The following is an 18,916-nucleotide window of genomic DNA, read 5'->3' as shown; positions in this document are numbered from 1 at the left end:
AAAGTTACACGAATTATTTTGATTAAATTTTGAATGGAATTTGTGCAATTCGTGGCAGAAAACTTGGCAAAGTCATTCAAAAAAAATCCTTTTAATCTGTGAATCCCGATAGCTATCGGGAGTGGCAGATAAAAATCTAAAAAACCTTCACAAATCCCAATCCATATTGTTGTCCATTATAAAAAGGCATTACCATAGAAGTTGATTTACTTTCAGATGATGATTTAAAAAGTTTTCTGGTGATATACGGATTCATCCAATACGCCAATTTAGTACTCAAAATCCCTATTCCGGCTCCCGCTGCAACATCTGTTAACCAATGGCGATTGTTGTAAATTCTAAATAATCCGGTTCCGGTTGCAACGGCATAACCCGCAATTCCGTACCAAATGGATTTGTCTTTGTATTCTTGCCATAAAAACTCAGCTCCGGCAAAAGCCGTTGCAGTATGTCCGGAAGGGAAAGAGTTATTCGAACTTCCGTCTGGGCGTTCTTCATGCACAAGCGATTTTAAACCTAAAACCGTTGAAGCCATAATAACATACGAAGTCACAAATATCACAGAACGATCACGCATATTGTTCTTGCCTTTTACTCCAAAAGCATTCAAAGCATAAACAGAAGCTGCGGGCGCGTATTGAGAGAAATCATCAATAGTGATTTTGTTGTCAATGTCCTCAGTAACTTCACTCTGGATTTGATGGTTGAAACTTAAAAGCTGATCGTTTCCAATTCCAATTACACCATAACCAATTAATACACCCGGAATAATTAATTGTTTGTAATTGAATTTCAAGTTATGTGAAGTACTGTCAACTTTGGTTATCGAGTCATTTTGTTGCGCATTTGCACTAAAAAAAACAAATAGAAATACCAGAGAAATCGTTTTGTAAAACATCTTTCGTTATCGTTATAAGTTGCAATAATAACGAATGTTCAAACCAAGTATTTTTGGCTTAATCTAACCTTAAGTCAATATTAATTTCATGACTTTAAATAAGATAGTTAGATTAAGATTAGCTAAATATTAGAGGACAAAAGGTTCAAATTCAATGGTGATATCAATAATGATTTCAATATCAAACAGATAGACAAAGATTAAATATAGGTTTAGTCCCTACGGGACAAAGATATCGCGTATAATTTTTTTTCTACCAACATATAATCTCTACGAGATACTTCTGTAAATTAAATTTTGGATGCAAAAACAAACAAAATCTACGAATATATAATTATTACAATACATACTCCTTTAGGAGTTAAATATTGGTAGAAAAAAATAATTGAGATGGGTAATAATGTCCCGTAGGGACTATACATTTTCGGCTTTATTCTAACAGACAATACAATATTAAATTCCGTAGGAATGATTTATATTGTACAACGTCCCGAGGTTTCTTGATTAATCCGTTGTTACCATATTTTTAAAGTCCCGAAGGGACGATTCATATTGTAGGACCGGATTTTAATCCGGTTAAAAAATGTATTACGATGCAAAATCCCCGCAGGGACGATCCATATTGTTGATTTTGTATTATAACGGAACTGGATTAAAATCCAGCCCTACAATACACGTTGAGCCTACGGCTCTTTTTTAAACTTTCAATGAAAACCAGAATGTACTTCCCAAACCTAAATTGCTTTCAACGCCAATATTACCATTTTGGGCCTCGATAAATTCTTTGCTGATTGCTAATCCTAATCCCGTTCCTGATTTTTGACTTCCGGGAATCTGGAAATATTTATCAAAAACTTTGTCTTTATATCTCGCGTCAATTCCTTTTCCGGTATCGATTACCTGAAATATAATTTGATCCTTTTCTTCTTTTAATTTAATGATAATCGTACTTTTTTCAGAAGAATAAGTAATTGCATTCGATAGATAATTAATCAAAACCCAACCTGTTTTTTCACTGTCGGCTTTTACATTTTGGAGATTTTCGTCAGCATCAATAATAAGTTTAATTTGCTTTTGGTCTGCTTGAACTTTTACAGCTTCAGTAGCATAATTTACAATAGCGTACGGATTACTTTTTTCGATATTTAACTGAATATTTCCGGTTTCTAATTGTGATAAATTCAGCAATTCGCCTGTGATTTTCAATAACCTTTGACTATCATCTTTAATACTTTCAACCAATTGCTTTTGATCATCATTCATATCACCTGTTTTGGTATTTTGAAGCAATTGAAGACTTAGTTTTATAGAAGCGATTGGTGTTTTTAATTCGTGTGAAACTGTGGCAATAAAATTAGTTTTCGCAAAATCAAGTTCTTTAAATAAGGTAATATTTCGCAAAATAATTACATCGCCAATATTGATTTCTTTTTCTTCTCCAGTTGGTGTTATGGTGATATTGATAGTTTCTTTATCAAAATAACTTTCTTTTCCGTTAGCAAAAATTTTCAAAGGCTGTTTTTTCTGAGAATCAGTTGCTACTTCTTTCAAAATCAAAGACCGAATTAAATCATTTGACAAAGCAAGAGTAGAAGCCGATTTCCCTATAACATCTTCAGATTTCATTCCGATAATTTTCAGCGCTTCATCGTTCACAAACAAAATAATTCCTTCATGATCCAATCCAATAATAGGATCGTGCATGTTATTGATAAGTGTTTCCAGGCGTTTTTTCTCGAAGAACAATTTGTATAAATTACTATTATTATATTCCTCTAGTTTTTGCGCCATTGTATTAAACGATTTTGCCAAATCTCCATATTCGTTATGATTGGTAAAATGAACTCGTTCTGAATAATTTTTATTGGCAATTTCCTTAATACTCAACGTCAACTCCTTAATAGGGTTGGCAATATTATTAGGCAAATTAATCAGTAAATTAAAAGCAATCAGAAAGCATAAAGTTCCAACAATAGCAATCCATAAATTGGCGGTTTCTGCGGTATGTTTAGCGATATCACTTTTTTTCTTTATGGCATTCATATTGAGTTTCATAATCTCAAAAATGTCTTGTCTGATTTGCATTTTTAAAGACTCATCAGAGCTGTTTTTTTCTAAAAGAGCAAAGTTTTTCTTAAGACTATCGGTTCCTTTTTTTTCACCTTCTTCAGTAACATTTTGTGTTTGCTTCTGAAGGTTTTCTTTAAAAGTAACAATCGCATTTTCTTTATTAGTAGTAATTTCGTCCAAAGACAAAAGCATATTTCTGGAATATTCAAGCGTATTATAATTTGCTTTCAGAATATTCTCCGTGTCTTTTTTTATTGAGAAAATATAAAAGGCACTCACCAATGTGAGTATTATTATTAGTAAAAATAATAACCCAACTCCCAGATTCAATTTAGTTTTAATTCTCATGACGTCATTGCGAGGAACGAAGCAATCTCATCCTCTAAATTTAATTATTGTTTTTTATAGTAAAAAGTTAATCGTGAAATGTAAAAGGTGTTTCACAAAAGCATCTCACATTTTACATAAAACATTTCATATTTAAGACAGAATAACAAGGTCAACATTCGATAAAGAAAGACGATTTAATAAACGCCTGAAAATCGTCGTAGCCAAAATTACTTTAAATAAATTAAAATGCGGTTTACCGATGCAAACAGTTGTAATTTGTTTTTCTTCGGCGGCGATCAAAATTGCATCTGCAATATTTTTATGTTCAATTTTAATGACTTCTGCACCTAGTTGCACTGCAAGTTTAAAGTTATTAATCAAATGACGTTGTTTGTCCAACGCAATTTTAGTACTGCTTTCCTGCGGAGTTTCTACATACAAAACATACCAGGATCCGTTGTAATAACTCGCCAGACGAGCCGCTTTTCTAATCACAATTTTAGCTGTTTTATCATTACTGCTAATACACGCCAAAAGTTTTTCGTGTCTTAAAGCATGTAGCTGAGGCACTTCATTTTCAACTTTTCGAACCACTTGACTTGCTACTTCTTTCAGAGCCAATTCACGCAATTGTAAAATCTGATCAGACTTAAAGAAGTTTGCCAAAGCCGTCTGAATTTTGTCCGGCGTATAAATTTTCCCTTCTTTCAAACGGGCAATCAAATCTTCAGAAGTCAAATCGATATTTACGACTTCATCTGCCAATCTTAAAACATTATCCGGAATCCGTTCCTGAACATCAATCCCTGTAATGCGTTTTACATCTTCATTTAAACTCTCAATATGCTGAATATTCACTGCCGAAATCACATTGATTCCCGCTTCCAGAATTTCCAGAACATCCTGCCAGCGTTTTTCATTTTTGCTTCCTTCAACATTCGTGTGCGCTAATTCATCAACAATTACCACTTCAGGTCTAAGGTTTATAATTGCCTGAACATCGAGTTCTTCCAGCTCTTTCCCTTTATAGAAAATGGTTCGCCGCGGAATTACGGGCAAACCAGATAAAAGTTCATGCGTTTCCTTTCGCATATGTGTTTCGATGTAGCCAATTTTCACATCAATTCCGTTCTTCAACAACGAATGTGCTTCTTGTAACATCCGATAAGTTTTCCCCACACCGGCGCTCATCCCAATATAGACTTTAAACTTTCCTTTTCGTGATTTCTGAATTAAATCGAGAAAGTGCTGTGCGTTATTTTCTTTTTCTTCTTTCATATGTTTGTGTGAAGGTGCTAAGTCACAAAGTTTTTTAATTTTTTTTAGCCACAGATTGCACAGATTAAAAAGATTTTTTAGCCACGAATTACATAAATTTACACGAATTTTTTATTTGAAAAATGGCATGAAATTGACTAGTTTAATTTGTGTAAATTTGTGTAAATTTGTGTAATTTGTGGCAGAAATTCACACTGAGTAATTTAATAATCCTTTTGATCTGTGCAATCTGTGGCAAATAAATACTAGAATGAGATCGCCAGCGAAGACGTTACAAACGCATTTGTATTCGTAGGCAGATTGTCTTTTGTAAATATTTCATCTTTACTAGAAAGATTCCTTGCTTCTAATCTAAACATTACATTATCAGTAACTAAGTAATCAAAGTTAGCTGAAAATCCGTAAGTTTTAAAACCATTTGGAGTTCCTGTTGTAATAATGACTCCTTTTTCATCACTATAATATTCACCACGAGCTGCAAGCTGAATTTTATCAGTAGGTTTGTATTGCAGAATCAAAACTGGCGAAAACCAAGTATCATATTTATTACTGTTTTTAGCCGCTTGTTGCGATCCAACATCAAAACCAGCCGTAACATTTGTTTTATCCGTTACTTTAAATTGCCCATAAAAGTTATTAAAATAGCGCCATTTTTTGTCAATATCTGGTTGTTCATTTCCAACATAAGTACTCCAGTTCAAAACCACTTTATCTGATGGTTTATAAGTAATCTGCGTTCCAAAAGCTGGCGTTTGATTGCCTTTTACCTTCTCGATACGTTGCCATCCGTTCAAGTACATTCCGGCCAGATACCATTTCCCGGACTCAGATGTGTAACCAATTTTAACTCCCGTTTCATAATAAGGAGAGTTTTCAGCCAAAATGCTTCTCGTCAAAGTCTGACAATCTTTTCCAATCGCACTTTCAAAACCTATGTGAGCCGGCATAATTCCCGCATCAATCCATAAATTATGGCTTTGGGAAATCTTAACACCAACATTTGCTTCGTAGATATTTTTCAATAAACCTTGTTCCGCCGCCATGTTATATTCGGCGTAAGTTCCCGCCATTAAAGCAAAATTTCCACGAACATTCTCTTTCCAATAATTCACTTTTGCCATACCTAAATTAATATTCACTTCATTGCTTTTATTAAAATTGTAAAAAAAGTTCGGGCGTGTATGATCTTCTGGTTTCCCAAAATCATAACTATAATAAGTCTCTACATATCCTGAAAATGTAAACGGACTTTTAGATTCTTCTTGTGCATGTAAATTGCTAAAACCAAAAACGATTAAAGCGGTAAGTATTATTTTTTTCATTTTGTTAGTCATTGCGAGGAACGAAGCAATCTCATCCTCATTGGGTTATTTATTTTAGTAGATTTTTTAGGAGCTATTTCCTGCACCCGAGCCTGAAAGTGCGAACTGGCGAAGCAATCCGTTTCAATCTTTTACTTTTTAAAGAAAAAAGTAAAAGGATTTCCACTACTATCGGGGCTAGGATATTTGGGGTAAAAAAGGGCATTTATTTATCCTAACAGGTTTCCAAAACCTGTTAGGTATTTATTATAAGATTTAGTTTTTCGATTTTAATTCTCGCCACAGTTTGTCATTGCGAGGAACGAAGCAACCACATTTGCAAAATCCAACTTTATGTCTCATTATTAGTAAGGTTGCTTCGTTCCTCGCAATGACATTAAATGAGAGAATCACTTTGTCATACCTAACAGGTTTTAAAAACCTGTTAGGATAAAAACTTAGTCCCGATAGCTATCGGGATATTGACTCAGAACCTAAGAACCTTTTTTAGAAAGCTCATCCAAAGCCACATTCAATTCCAAAACATTAACTGTTTCAGGTCCCATAACAGCTGTATTAATGTTTGCTTCAACCAAAGCTTTTACTTTATCCTCAGACAATTTTCTTTCTTTGGCAACACGTTTCACCTGAATCAAAGCGCCTTGCGGAGAAATATTAGGATCTAATCCACTTCCTGAAGCAGTCACCATATCTGATGGAATATCAGATTTTTTTAAATAAGGATGAACTAGTAAAAGAGTGTCAATTCTTTTTTGAACCAAAGCTAAATATTCAGCATTACTTGGTCCTTTGTTACTTCCGGCACTTCCGGCAGCGTTATAATCCACAGCCGATGGTCTTCCCCAGAAATAATTCGACTTATCAAATTTCTGACCTATCTTTTGGTAACCAACTACTTTTCCATTAACCAAAATAGTTTCTCCTTTTCCATGATTAGGAGCAAATTGTGCAATTCCGTAAATCGCAAGAGGATAAATAACTGCAAATAATATTACGGTAAGCAGTGTAAGTTTTACTAGTGAAAATATTGTTTTCATTGTTTTTTGTGTAAGATGTTAGAAGTAAAAAGTGATTTGTAAATTGTTATCTGTGTTTTTTTGATTTCATTATTTCACATTTTACAAATCACATTTCACTAAATAAAAAATGTTACGAGTAAATCAATTAATTTAATTCCGATAAAAGGGACAATCAATCCACCTAAACCGTAAATCAATAGGTTTCTTTTTAGGATTGCGCTTGCACCAATTGGTTTATAATCTACACCTCTCAACGCTAACGGAATCAATATCGGAATAATGATCGCATTAAAAATTACCGCCGATAAAATCGCACTTTCAGGACTATGTAAACGCATGATATTTAAGCCTTCAAGCGCAGGAATCGCAGTAATAAAAAGAGCAGGAACAATAGCAAAATATTTCGCAACGTCATTTGCAATAGAAAAAGTAGTTAAAGTTCCTCGAGTCATTAAAAGCTGTTTTCCAATTTCGATAATTTCGATTAGTTTCGTTGGGTCATTGTCAAGATCGACCATGTTTCCTGCTTCTTTTGCAGCCTGAGTTCCGCTGTTCATCGCAACACCAACATTGGCTTGAGCAAGGGCAGGAGCATCGTTCGTTCCGTCACCCATCATGGCAACAAGTTTACCCAGGTTTTGTTCGTTTTTGATGTAATTCATTTTGTCTTCAGGTTTTGCTTCGGCAATAAAATCATCAACACCTGCAGCTTCTGCGATAAATTTCGCCGTAAGCGGATTATCTCCGGTAACCATTACCGTTTTTACACCCATTTTTCTCAATCGGTTAAAACGTTCTTTCATTCCTGTTTTAATGATATCCTGCAATTCGATAACACCTTGAACCTGATCATTTTTAATTACAACTAATGGTGTTCCTCCTTTAGACGAAATATCAATTACTTTTTGAGCAGTATCTTCAGGGAAATTATTTCCGGCTTGTTTTGCAATGTTTTTTGCAGCATCCTGAGCACCTTTTCTAATATTAGTTCCGTCTTTTAAAATAACTCCGGAAGTTCTGGTTTCAGCAGTAAATTTGATTAAAGTAGCACCTTCAATTGATAATTTATTGGCAGTTTCGGCACCTGCCAGTTCCACGATACTTTTCCCTTCCGGAGTGTCATCTGCTAGTGAACTTAACACGGCAGATTTTATAAAATCTTCTTCAGTAACACCTTTTGCAGGGTAGAAATTTGTTGCTTTTCGGTTTCCTATCGTGATTGTTCCGGTTTTATCCAAAAGCAATACATCAATATCTCCGGCAGTTTCAACCGCTTTTCCTGATTTTGTAATTACGTTCGCACGCAACGCTCTGTCCATTCCCGCAATTCCAATTGCTGATAATAAACCACCAATTGTAGTTGGAATCAAACAAACGAATAGTGCAATAAAAGCCGCAATCGTGATGGGTGCATTTGCATAGTCGGCAAACGGTTTTAGCGTAACGCACACAATCACGAATATTAAAGTAAATGCAGCTAATAAGATCGTTAAAGCAATTTCGTTTGGTGTTTTCTGACGGCTTGCACCTTCAACCAAAGCAATCATTTTGTCCAGAAAGCTTTCGCCTGGTTCAGAGGTTACGATTACTTTAATTTTATCAGATAATACTTTTGTTCCTCCAGTTACAGATGATTTATCACCACCAGCTTCCCGAATTACAGGAGCACTTTCTCCCGTAATGGCACTTTCGTCAATCGTTGCTAAACCTTCGATAATTTCACCATCGGTTGCAATTAAATCTCCAGCTTCGCAAACGAAAATATCTCCTTTTTTCAATTCAGATGAACTGATATTTTTAATTTCTCCGTTAGGCAAAATTTGTCTTGCCGGAGTTTCTTCCCGTGTTTTTCTTAAACTATCTGCTTGTGCTTTTCCTCTGGCTTCGGCAATTGCCTCTGCGAAATTGGCAAACAAAAGTGTTGCTAGTAAAATTAAAAACACAATTAAATTATAAGTAAAACTACCTTGGTCAGTTGCTCCCATTAATATAGAAACACAAACAGCAAACATAATGGCAGTTCCTATTTCTACGGTAAACATTACCGGATTTTTGATCATCATTTTTGGATTCAGCTTCACAAAAGATTGCACTAAAGCTTCTTTTACCTGTTTGCTTTCAAACAACGATGTGGATTTATTAGTTGTCATTTTTTGAATTTTATTTATTAAGCTGATAATTTTTTAAACACATAGAGACATATATTGCAATTATTATTTAGACATTGCCCGTGGTTTCAACCATGGGAGCATAATATATTAACACAATCTTTATCGTTTCCCATGGTTGAAACCACGGGCTATATTGAAATACGATATTCTTTCTGTATATTTTATTTCTATGTTCCTATGTGTTTAAAAATGTTCAGCATTAGAAAAATGAATTGTTATTTTAGTGTAAAGTACTCCGCTAAAGGTCCAAGTGCCAACGCTGGGAAGAATGATAAAGCAGCAATAATCGCGATTACGGCAAAAACCATTATTCCAAAAATAGAAGTGTCGGTTTTTAAAGTTCCTGCACTTTCCGGAATGTATTTTTTATTCGCCAATAATCCTGCAATTGCCAATGGTCCAACGATAGGAATGAAACGACTTAATAGCAACACAATTCCTGTAGTGATATTCCAAAACGGATTATTATCGCCCAAACCTTCAAAACCAGAACCATTATTGGCAGCGCTCGAAGTATATTCGTATAACATTTCAGAGAATCCGTGATGTCCTGGATTGTTCAGCCAGCCTGTTGCGTTTCCGCTAAACCAATAACCCATTGCAGTATCGTTTGCCGCAAAATAAGAAGCCAAAGCTGTTCCTGCTAATATTAATAAAGGGTGAAGAATTGCGATAAAAGCTGCAATTTTAACTTCCCGCGCTTCGATTTTCTTTCCTAAAAATTCAGGGGTTCGACCAACCATTAATCCGGAAATAAATACAGCCAGAATAATGAAAATGTAGAAGTTCAGAATACCAACACCACAACCTCCATAAAACGCATTGACCATCATGGCAAGTAATTCCATCGCACCGGAAATTGGCATTGAACTATCGTGCATACTATTTACAGAACCTGTAGAAATTACGGTTGTAGCAATACTCCAGAAACCAGAAACCGCTGGTCCAAACCGAACTTCTTTTCCTTCCATCGCTCCGGTTGCTTGTGCAATTCCCATTTTCTCGATAGCAGGATTTCCGTTCATTTCCGTCATCATTGTTGGAATAACCAATAATAAGAATCCAACGGTCATAACTCCAAAAATTACATAGGATAATTTCTTTTTCTTTAGATAAAAACCTAAAGCAAAAATCATAGCAAACGGAACAATTAATTGTGCCCAAAGCTCCACAGCATTCGTGAAATAAGTTGGATTCTCTAAAGGATGCGCTGAGTTGGCTCCAAAGAATCCTCCACCATTTGTACCTAAATGTTTAATGGCAATAAAAGCAGCTGCAGGCCCGCGTGAAACGTCAACGTGATCACCTTGTAAAGTTGTGATAGAATCTTTACTGTCAAAATCCATTGGCGTACCGCTGAATGCTAAAATAGTAGCTACAATTACTGAAAGTGGTAATAATATACGTGTACAACTTTTGATGAAATAGTTGTAAAAATTGCCCAGTTTATCTGTAGTTCTTTCTTTCATTGCAGTAAAAATCATTGCAGCAGCAGCCATACCGACACCAGCAGAAACAAATTGCAAGAACATCAAAAACATTTGTGACAAGTAAGAAACTCCGCTTTCGCCTGAATAATGTTGTAAGTTACAGTTTACTACAAACGAAATGGCGGTATTAAAGGCCAAATCGGGCGACATTGAAGGGTTATTGTCAGGATTTAGAAATAATGATCCTTGAAATAATAAGACAAAAAAGCAAAGAACGAACCAAATCATGTTGATACTTAAAAGTGCTTTTAAGTGTTGTTTCCAGTTCATTTCTTCAGTGGAATTAATACCGCTGATTTTAAAAATAAATTTTTCAATTGGATTGAAAATCGGATCAAAAAGTGTTTTATCTCCTAAATAAACTTTAGCGATATATTTCCCTAACGGAATGGCTAAAACTATCGAAACGATAAAAATACTGATGACGCCTAATAATTCTGTGTTCATAATTTTTATTTTTTTAGTGAAAGGTCAAATGTGATTTGTAAAATGAATTGATCTGGCTTTTACATTTCGCATAAAACATTTTACTTTTTACATGATTTAAAATTTTTCGGGTTTGATTAAGACATAAACCAAATAGCCGAAAACGGCGATGGAAACAATAAATAGTGCAGTCATGATTTAGATTTTTTCAAAAAATTCAACTGATTTAAAACAAATGGCAAATAGTAGTAAGCCTAATGCGAGTAAAAGAAAAGTGATTAACATATTAAATGATTTTAGATTTTTAGATTTGTGAAATGTAAAAAGTGAGATGTGGTAAGAAAAGTGAAATGCATTTTACATTTTACAAAAGACATTTTACACACCAGACGTATTAATTTGTTTGATATATTCCGCTTTAAGCGTTTGAGGAAAAAGATGTGAAATGTTGCAGTGGCGTACTTCCATAAAAGAAGAAACAGAGAAAACATACACATTAGAAATGGCATTTTTAGTTTCGTTACTTCCGCTTATAAAAAGGCGTTCAGCAAGAGCAAGGCATTTTTTTGCACGAACGATGTTACCGGAAATAATAGATTTTTTGGTTATTTCAGCAAAGCGTTCAGCTTGTTTGTAGATTGAGGTCACTTGGTTTTTCATGAGAATGAATTTTTATGTTCTTCCCACTTATGCCAAAATATGTTCCGAAAAATTCAAGTTATGTCTAAAGTGTTGTCAATGAAAGAAATGTAGTTTCGTGCCAAAAATCAGGCATAAAAAAAGCCTATCAAAATGATAAGCTATTATTGAAATGATAGGATGATTTTAATTATTAATTATTAATTATTAATTATTAATTATTAATTGTAAAATGTAATCTCCTTTGAGTTTGATATTGAAATTTGCAATTGTTATTGAATACTATATTCTTCTAACTTTCGATACAAAGTCGCAATTCCAATTTCTAGTAAACGAGCAGTTTCGGCTTTATTACCTTTTGTGTAATTTAAAACTTTCTGAATATGTAGTTTTTCAACGCTTTGCATAGAAAAAGCGGACATTGATTTTGTAGCTTTTTCAGGTTGATGCTGCATTTCGTATGGTAAAACATCAGCGGTCAAAATATCGCCATTGCTTAGAATAACAGATCTTTCGATAACATTTTTAAGTTCTCGGATATTTCCCGGCCAGGAATAATTTTCTAATTTCTGAATAAAATCATCAGAAACGTTCAGGTTTTTTTTATTCGTTTTTTCAGAAAATTGCTTTACAAAATAGTTTGTTATAGGCAGAATATCTTTTATTCTTTCGCGCAAAGGCGGAAGGGTAATCTCAAAAATATTCAAACGAAAATATAAATCAGAACGAAAACGGTGTTCTTCACTTTCTATTTTTAAATCTCTGTTGGTTGCGGCAATTAATCTGAAATTTGACTTTTTGGGAGTTGTGTCTCCAATCATAATATATTCGCTAGTTTCTAAAACGCGTAATAATTTGGCTTGCAGTTCAATTGGCATTTCTCCAATTTCATCCAGGAATAAAGTTCCGCCGTTTGCTTCTTCAATAAAACCTTTTTTATCTTTTAAAGCTCCGGTAAAAGCACCTTGTTTATGACCAAAAAGTTCACTTTCCAGAATTTCTTTACTGAAAGTACTACAGTTTAAAGCGACAAAAGATTTTCCAATACGATTACTATTTTCATGAATTGCTTGTGCAAAAACTTCTTTTCCGGTTCCGGTTTCGCCTGTCAGTAAAACAGTAGAATCAGTTTTGGCAACTTTTTTGGCGAGATCAATAACTTGTTCAATTCCTTTTGATTTCCCAATAATGGTATTAAAAGAATATTTATCGCCAATGCGTTTTTCGAGTTGCTTTACCTTTTTCTGTAACTGCACCTTTTCAACAGCTTTGTACAAAAGCGGAATAATTTTGTCGTTATCATCGCCTTTTACGATGTAATCAAAAGCACCATTTTTCATGGCTTGAACACCGTCAGGAATATTTCCGAAAGCCGTTAGTAAAATAACTTCAATCAAAGGAAAACTGCCTTTTATGTTTTGAAGAAAGTCAACGCCATTTCCGTCAGGTAATTTCACATCACATAAAACGACATCAATATCCGTTTGTTCGAGTTTCTTAAAACCTGATTTCAAATCTTTGGCTTCGATAACTTCAAAGCCTTCAGATTTTATAATGCGTGCCAACAGACTTCTGAGTTTTTCTTCGTCGTCTATAATTAATATTTTATGTGTCATTTGAGGAAAAGTCTAGAATCGGAATTTATTTTTGAGATACAAATTTAGGTTTTAAATTAGTTCTCTTTTTTGATTCAGAGGAAATTCTTGTGAAAATTCAATTTTCAAAATCGTGCCGTTATTATTTTCCATCGAAAATTTTGCTTCAAGATCATCGCTCAAACCTTTTATCAAACTCATCCCAAACGAGTTTACTTTTTTATTGCTAAAGTCAATATCAATTCCAATTCCGTTGTCTGCAATAGTCATTAAATAAAGGTTTTCCTTTATGGTTTCAAGCGTTATGTAAACCATTCCGCTACGATCATCAGGAAAAGCATATTTGATAGAATTCGTAATCGCTTCGTTCAGAATTAACCCAAGCGGAACCGCCTGAGCAACATCTAATTCTAATGGATCTATCTTAATTTCAAAACGAATTCTTTGTCCCAGCGAGAAAGAATCTTTCAAATATTCAACCAATTCCTTGATATAATTAGGCATATTAATCGTTGAAATATTCTCAGAATTATATAATTTTTGATGAATCAAAGACATAGAATGTATTCTGTGCTGACTGTTTTTTATGGCTGATAAAGCCATATCATTATCCAGATAGGCTGATTGCGAATTTAACAGACTTATTACCGTTTGCAGATTATTTTTTACACGATGATGAATCTCTTTCAGCAGCCATTCTTTCTCATCTAATAAATGTCTTAAGTTAATATTTTTCTGGTTGATTTCTTTTTCTTTCAGTTCCAGTTTAGCATGATTTCGTTGTTTAAGACGATAACGGCTGTATAATAACACAATAATAATGAGCAATAAAATCAAACTCCAAATTGATAGATTATTCAAGAGTTGCGATTTTTGTAATTCGCTTTCCTGCAATCTTGATTGGTTATTTAATAGTTTAATTTTCTGTTCTTTATTTTTAGTTTCATATTCAATTTTAAGTTCTTCAATTTGTCTGTTTTTATCTGCGCCATGAATTGAATCGGTTATTTTTTTAATTCTTTGAAAATGTTCAAGTGCACCTTTATAATTACCATTAATCGAGTCTGTTTTAAAAAGCAAAGCCTGAAAATACTCTGAATTACGCGGACTGTTACTTTCTTTGCCGATTGCATAAATTTTATCGGTATAAAATTTAGCCTGCTCTAATCTGTTTGTTTTGATATAAAACAGTGCGATCATAGTATATTGATGGACAACGTCTCTAATGGTTTCAGGAGTATTTAACTGTTTGGCAAAATAAGCCACTTCTTTAAAATATTTTTCAGCCTGTACATAATTTTTTAATTGATCATAACAATTGGCTTTAATGAAGGCAACAAACATTTTATCAAAAGTATTTACCGGCGGATATTTTGCCGTCATTGAATTGATGTAGTTAAGAGCTTCTTTCGTTTTTCCCTTTAGGGATAAAGCAGCAACGGCACCGTAAAAACTTTTGTACCAAGTACCGATATTCAAATTTTGGCGGCCTATTTTGATACTTTTTGTGTACAATTCCAATGCTTCTTCATAATGACCGTATAAATTATAAACATCACCCAGACGCATATAAAAAATATCAGCAAAAGCATAATCTTTTTCGGATTCCATTCTTTTTACACTTTTTAGGGCGTAATAAAAAGCACTTTTCATATTATGCTGACCTAATTCAAGATAGACAATTGTTGATTCTGCAAATTGCTGATGCGTAAAACCTATTTTTCGTAAGTCAACTAAATTCTGGTATAATCTCTTTTTGGCTTCATTTACCTTTTTTCCCCAAAAATAAATCACTGTAATCTTCATATAATTTTCAATCCTTTTTTCTTCCATTCCTAAGGAAGCATATAAGGAAATAGCTTCTGTCAGGATCTTTTCTTTCTCAGGATCCAGATTAAACAAAAGAGTTCCGTAAGCGTCCAAAGCTTGTGCAAGGCCGGCTTTGTCATTTTGTTTGCGGCATTTATCAATAATCTGCAAAAAACATTTTTTGCCTTCTGCTTGATTATTAGCCTGATAATAATATTTTCCTAAGAGCAATAGACTTAGGTTCTGCCATTTTTTTATTTTAAGCTGATTGCTTACATCAACCGCTTGTTTTATATATAAAAGTGCATTTTGAAGATCTTGCGGTTTTGCACCCGATTTAAAAAGGTAAAAATTACCCAATTGAAGCAATAATTTGATTCGGTCTTCACCTTTTGATTGGGCCAGAACTTTTAAAACCGAATTAATATTTCCTTTTTCAATTAAATCACTCCCAATTAAATACGAACCATCATTAAATCCTTCATCATATGCTAAGGAAAGAGGTAATTTGTAAATTTTACAGGCCAGAACTACTGAACTATCTACGTCTACAGCTCCTTGATTGCTATTGTATAAAAAGATAGAACTGGACTGTATTAATAGTCTTTTTTTCTTTAAATCATATTTTGTAACAGATGGTGGTTGTGCTATGGAAGAAAACGTAATAATGAAGATTAAATAAAGAGCATACGCTGCTTTTTTCATAATTTGGTGGGAATTAGGTTTTTGGGTGGTTTTATGAAAAACAAATATAGAAATAACGATAATGGTTTTTAGAATTATATGAAGAAAATTCAGATAAAAGTAATTTTAGATGATTTAAATTAACCTAAAATGTTATTTTACTTATAATAATTAACTAATTTTATACCAATATATTACCTCGCTTATAACAATAAAAATACCACAATTATGAAAACGGCTTCAGGCAATCTCAATAATTCATCTGATAACAGCTTTAAAAAGAGAATTTTAATTGTTGAAGACCAATTTATTGAGGCACATGATTTGCAATTAATACTTGAAAAAGCAAATTATGAAGTTACTGGAATTGCACGTTCTGTTGATCAGGCTTTGGAACAAATTCAGAACGAAAAGCCGGATTTAGTTTTTGTCGATATTATGTTAAAAGGAACTCGAAACGGAATAGATCTTGCCAAAATTCTAAAAGAAAACCGCATTGGATTTATCTATATATCGGCAAATTCCAGCAAAAGTATTTTAGATCAGGCAAAAACGACACAACCTTATGGATTTATCGTAAAACCTTTTAGAGAACAAGATGTTTTAACAACGCTCGAGATTGCTTTTTATCGTCAGGAATATAGTTTGGAATCACAATTGGTGCAGCAATTAGAACTTCAAAATGGAATTAACGAAATCGTAAATTCTGATTTAAAAAAAGAAGAATCACTTTTGGCATTGGCAAAAATAGTGCAGTCCTTTATTTCGTTTGATTATTTAGAAGTTGGTTTTCTTAATACAACTGCTTATGATAATTTGGGTATTATGCGTAAAAGTATAGACGATTATCAAATTATAAGTTCAGAAAAACTGTCCAAAATAGCAGATATTTCAATAAAAGAATTAAACGATACCTACAAAAAATCAAAATCGGATGCTAAACCTATTATTTATAGTGAAGAATCTTTGATTAATAATTTTCAGGAAGCACCAATAAAAAGTTTAATTGCGCATAATTTCGGAATTAAATCTTATTTGGTTTTCCCAATTACAATTGCATCAGTTCAAAGGTTTTATTTTACTTTCTATAGCCGAAATTTCAGCGTATATTCAGATGAAAATCTAAAATTATTATCAAATTTAGAAAGTAATTTGCTTCAGTTTATTAATAAAACGTATTCCGGAGGCGCTTTGAATTTGGATGAAAAAACTAAAAAAGAAACCGTAAATAAAAATTTAAATGTTGAAAAAAGCGTAATTGGTTTTGAAGGAATTATAGGAAACAGTAACCATATGATAACTGTTTTTGATTACATCAGAAAAGTTGCTCCATCAGATACTTCCGTTTTAGTTTTAGGCGAAAGTGGAACTGGAAAAGAAAAAATTGCTCAAAGTATTCATGCACTTTCTCCTCGAAAAGACAAGCCTTTGGTCATTATAAATTGTGGTGCCATTCCTGAAAATCTTGCAGAATCATTGCTTTTTGGACATGAAAGAGGTGCTTTTACCGGAGCTTTAGATAAACGAATCGGTAAATTTGAACTTGCAGACGGAGGAACTATTTTTCTGGATGAAATAGGAGAAATGCCTTTGGAACTTCAGGTTAAATTATTGCGAGTTTTGCAGGAAAGAGAAATCGAACGCATTGGAGGAAAAGCTCCTCTAAAAATTGATGTTAGAATTGTTGCGGCCACCAATAAAAACTTAGAAGAAGAAGTTGCCGCCGGACGATTTAGAATGGATTTGTATTATCGTTTGCATGTTTTTCCAATTATGGTTCCGCCATTAAAAAAACGAAAAGAAGATATTCCGGAATTGGCAAGTCATTTTATGCAAGTTTACAGTGAGAAAATGGGCAGAAAAGTGCCTTCACTTTCAGAAAACGCCTTGCAGCAGATTATGAATTATAACTGGCCGGGAAATATTAGAGAATTAGAACACGTAATTCAACGTGCCATTTTATTGACAGACGGAAACACAATTAAAGAAATCGAAATTTCACCTTCTTCAAAAATGCATCCTGATCAGGCAAACGAATCATTTTCGATAAAAACTATTCTGGAAAACGAACGAGATTATATTTTGTACATTCTGAAAAAATGCAACGGAAAAATATCCGGAACCGGAGGTGCAGCAGAAATTCTCGACATTCATCCTTCGACATTAAATTCAAAAATCAAAAAACTGGAAATTAAAAGAGAATTAAATTAAACTGATTTTCTCAAGCCAATTGACAATAAAACCAGCGGTTTCATCCCAGTTTAATTGTCCCAGAACGAAATGATTTTTATTTTCAAATTCTTTATAACAAGTTATAGAATGTAGGTTTTTGTACTTCTTAAAATTAGAATAATTAAGTGACGACGGTATAATAGTATCATTAGAACCGGATAAAAAAAGTATGGGAACGTGTGGTTTTTTAAAATTAATTTTAGCTGAATTTGAAATAATATCACGCATTACTTGCTTAGATTCCGGAATCACCAATTTTTCATAAGATTCTTTCTGATCCTCAAATTCCATTGTGTTTGTAAAGGCAAATTGCCATTCTTTAAAAGACATTAAATAGGTATGTTTTGTGGATGAAAAAAAGCCTAAAGATTTCCATGTAGCTTTATAAAATGAAAATTTTGTGGTAATAACGCCTTTCGGAGGAAAAGAATGTATGCAAACTCCAGCCGCGGCAAGTTCTTTTTGAATCAATAATTGCGTCAAAAGACCACCGTAAGAATGTCCGATTAAAATAGGTTTTTCGGTAAGTTTTTCGATAATCTCCGTATAATAATCAATTAAGATATTTAATCGAAGTTGAGCAATTTTAGAATCTGGATGTTCACTTCTTAAAGTTTCGGTCAACTCATTTTTATAAGGCCAAGGTGGCGCAACGGCTTTGTAACCTTTATTTTCAAAAAAAACAATCCATTCCTTCCAGCAAGAATGACTCACAAACGCTCCCGTAATAAACACAATAGTCTTTGTATTAGATAGGTACATAATTAAGATAGTTTGATATTTTTTGAATATTTAAGAAATAACAAACTACATGCCTTATTTGTAAAGTATTGATTATAAAAGAACTACTTGCGTTTTGTTTAGTAATTGTTATTATATATCGTTAAATAAAATTTTAAACTATTGAAATATCAATTTTTTGAACTAGTTTTTTCAAAGAAATGTATCTTTAG

General features: G+C 33.3%; 13 protein-coding genes. 1 reads left to right on the top strand and 12 read right to left on the bottom strand.

Annotation, left to right across the window (positions count from 1 at the left end):
• Window positions 1–136: 136 nt before the first annotated feature.
• From C8C83_RS03445 to C8C83_RS03395, 11 genes are all read right to left on the bottom strand, one after another.
• Window positions 137–898 (bottom strand): phosphatase PAP2 family protein, encoded by a 762-nt coding sequence (locus C8C83_RS03445; protein ID WP_121326451.1) that lies wholly within the window; start codon window positions 896–898, stop codon window positions 137–139.
• A 696-nt stretch (window positions 899–1,594) separates the two neighbouring features.
• Complete coding sequence (locus C8C83_RS03440; RefSeq protein WP_121326450.1) at window positions 1,595–3,316, bottom strand: ATP-binding protein; 1,722 nt, start codon at window positions 3,314–3,316, stop codon at window positions 1,595–1,597.
• 132 nt (window positions 3,317–3,448) lie between these two features.
• Entirely contained in the window at window positions 3,449–4,576 is a 1,128-nt protein-coding gene (locus C8C83_RS03435) for a universal stress protein (RefSeq protein WP_121326449.1), read from the bottom strand.
• A 245-nt stretch (window positions 4,577–4,821) separates the two neighbouring features.
• Window positions 4,822–5,898, bottom strand: a complete 1,077-nt coding sequence (locus C8C83_RS03430) for a porin (protein WP_121326448.1) — start codon at window positions 5,896–5,898, stop codon at window positions 4,822–4,824.
• Window positions 5,899–6,371: 473 nt separating this feature from the next.
• Window positions 6,372–6,935, bottom strand: a complete 564-nt coding sequence (locus C8C83_RS03425; RefSeq protein ID WP_121326447.1) for a K(+)-transporting ATPase subunit C — start codon at window positions 6,933–6,935, stop codon at window positions 6,372–6,374.
• A gap of 98 nt (window positions 6,936–7,033) precedes the next feature.
• Complete coding sequence (kdpB, locus tag C8C83_RS03420) at window positions 7,034–9,067, bottom strand: potassium-transporting ATPase subunit KdpB (protein ID WP_121326446.1); 2,034 nt, start codon at window positions 9,065–9,067, stop codon at window positions 7,034–7,036.
• 236 nt (window positions 9,068–9,303) lie between these two features.
• Complete coding sequence (gene kdpA, locus C8C83_RS03415; protein WP_121326445.1) at window positions 9,304–11,025, bottom strand: potassium-transporting ATPase subunit KdpA; 1,722 nt, start codon at window positions 11,023–11,025, stop codon at window positions 9,304–9,306.
• Between the two features lie 96 nt (window positions 11,026–11,121).
• Window positions 11,122–11,199, bottom strand: a complete 78-nt coding sequence (kdpF, locus tag C8C83_RS03410; protein ID WP_073075461.1) for a K(+)-transporting ATPase subunit F — start codon at window positions 11,197–11,199, stop codon at window positions 11,122–11,124.
• 183 nt (window positions 11,200–11,382) lie between these two features.
• Window positions 11,383–11,664 carry a hypothetical protein gene (locus tag C8C83_RS03405; RefSeq protein ID WP_121326444.1) on the bottom strand — a complete coding sequence of 94 codons (282 nt, stop codon included), beginning with the start codon at window positions 11,662–11,664 and terminating at the stop codon, window positions 11,383–11,385.
• A gap of 251 nt (window positions 11,665–11,915) precedes the next feature.
• Window positions 11,916–13,259, bottom strand: a complete 1,344-nt coding sequence (locus C8C83_RS03400; protein WP_132011661.1) for a sigma-54 dependent transcriptional regulator — start codon at window positions 13,257–13,259, stop codon at window positions 11,916–11,918.
• Window positions 13,260–13,310: 51 nt separating this feature from the next.
• A complete protein-coding gene (locus C8C83_RS03395; protein ID WP_121326443.1) occupies window positions 13,311–15,752 on the bottom strand; it encodes a sensor histidine kinase in 2,442 nt (813 codons plus the stop codon).
• A 207-nt stretch (window positions 15,753–15,959) separates the two neighbouring features.
• Here C8C83_RS03395 and C8C83_RS03390 point away from each other — a divergent pair, with 207 nt between their 5' ends.
• On the top strand, window positions 15,960–17,942 hold the full coding sequence (locus C8C83_RS03390; protein ID WP_121326442.1) for a sigma 54-interacting response regulator: 1,983 nt from the start codon (window positions 15,960–15,962) through the stop codon (window positions 17,940–17,942).
• Here the strand turns inward: C8C83_RS03390 and C8C83_RS03385 are convergent.
• A complete protein-coding gene (locus C8C83_RS03385; RefSeq protein ID WP_121326441.1) occupies window positions 17,934–18,725 on the bottom strand; it encodes an alpha/beta hydrolase in 792 nt (263 codons plus the stop codon). The two genes, C8C83_RS03390 and C8C83_RS03385, sit on opposite strands and share 9 nt — an antisense overlap.
• Window positions 18,726–18,916: the final 191 nt, after the last annotated feature.

It is taken from the genome of Flavobacterium sp. 90 (assembly GCF_004339525.1).
Lineage (GTDB): Bacteria > Bacteroidota > Bacteroidia > Flavobacteriales > Flavobacteriaceae > Flavobacterium.
This window is presented reverse-complemented; position numbering and strand designations above follow the sequence as displayed.

What these genes read in the sequence shown, in the direction of transcription:
- C8C83_RS03445 (WP_121326451.1), bottom strand. Translation starts at nt 898, where the DNA reads ATGTTTTACAAAACGATTTCTCTGGTATTTCTATTTGTTTTTTTTAGT.
- C8C83_RS03440 (WP_121326450.1), bottom strand. Translation starts at nt 3,316, where the DNA reads ATGAGAATTAAAACTAAATTGAATCTGGGAGTTGGGTTATTATTTTTA.
- C8C83_RS03435 (WP_121326449.1), bottom strand. Translation starts at nt 4,576, where the DNA reads ATGAAAGAAGAAAAAGAAAATAACGCACAGCACTTTCTCGATTTAATT.
- C8C83_RS03430 (WP_121326448.1), bottom strand. Translation starts at nt 5,898, where the DNA reads ATGAAAAAAATAATACTTACCGCTTTAATCGTTTTTGGTTTTAGCAAT.
- C8C83_RS03425 (WP_121326447.1), bottom strand. Translation starts at nt 6,935, where the DNA reads ATGAAAACAATATTTTCACTAGTAAAACTTACACTGCTTACCGTAATA.
- kdpB (WP_121326446.1), bottom strand. Translation starts at nt 9,067, where the DNA reads ATGACAACTAATAAATCCACATCGTTGTTTGAAAGCAAACAGGTAAAA.
- kdpA (WP_121326445.1), bottom strand. Translation starts at nt 11,025, where the DNA reads ATGAACACAGAATTATTAGGCGTCATCAGTATTTTTATCGTTTCGATA.
- kdpF (WP_073075461.1), bottom strand. Translation starts at nt 11,199, where the DNA reads ATGACTGCACTATTTATTGTTTCCATCGCCGTTTTCGGCTATTTGGTT.
- C8C83_RS03405 (WP_121326444.1), bottom strand. Translation starts at nt 11,664, where the DNA reads ATGAAAAACCAAGTGACCTCAATCTACAAACAAGCTGAACGCTTTGCT.
- C8C83_RS03400 (WP_132011661.1), bottom strand. Translation starts at nt 13,259, where the DNA reads ATGACACATAAAATATTAATTATAGACGACGAAGAAAAACTCAGAAGT.
- C8C83_RS03395 (WP_121326443.1), bottom strand. Translation starts at nt 15,752, where the DNA reads ATGAAAAAAGCAGCGTATGCTCTTTATTTAATCTTCATTATTACGTTT.
- C8C83_RS03390 (WP_121326442.1), top strand. Translation starts at nt 15,960, where the DNA reads ATGAAAACGGCTTCAGGCAATCTCAATAATTCATCTGATAACAGCTTT.
- C8C83_RS03385 (WP_121326441.1), bottom strand. Translation starts at nt 18,725, where the DNA reads ATGTACCTATCTAATACAAAGACTATTGTGTTTATTACGGGAGCGTTT.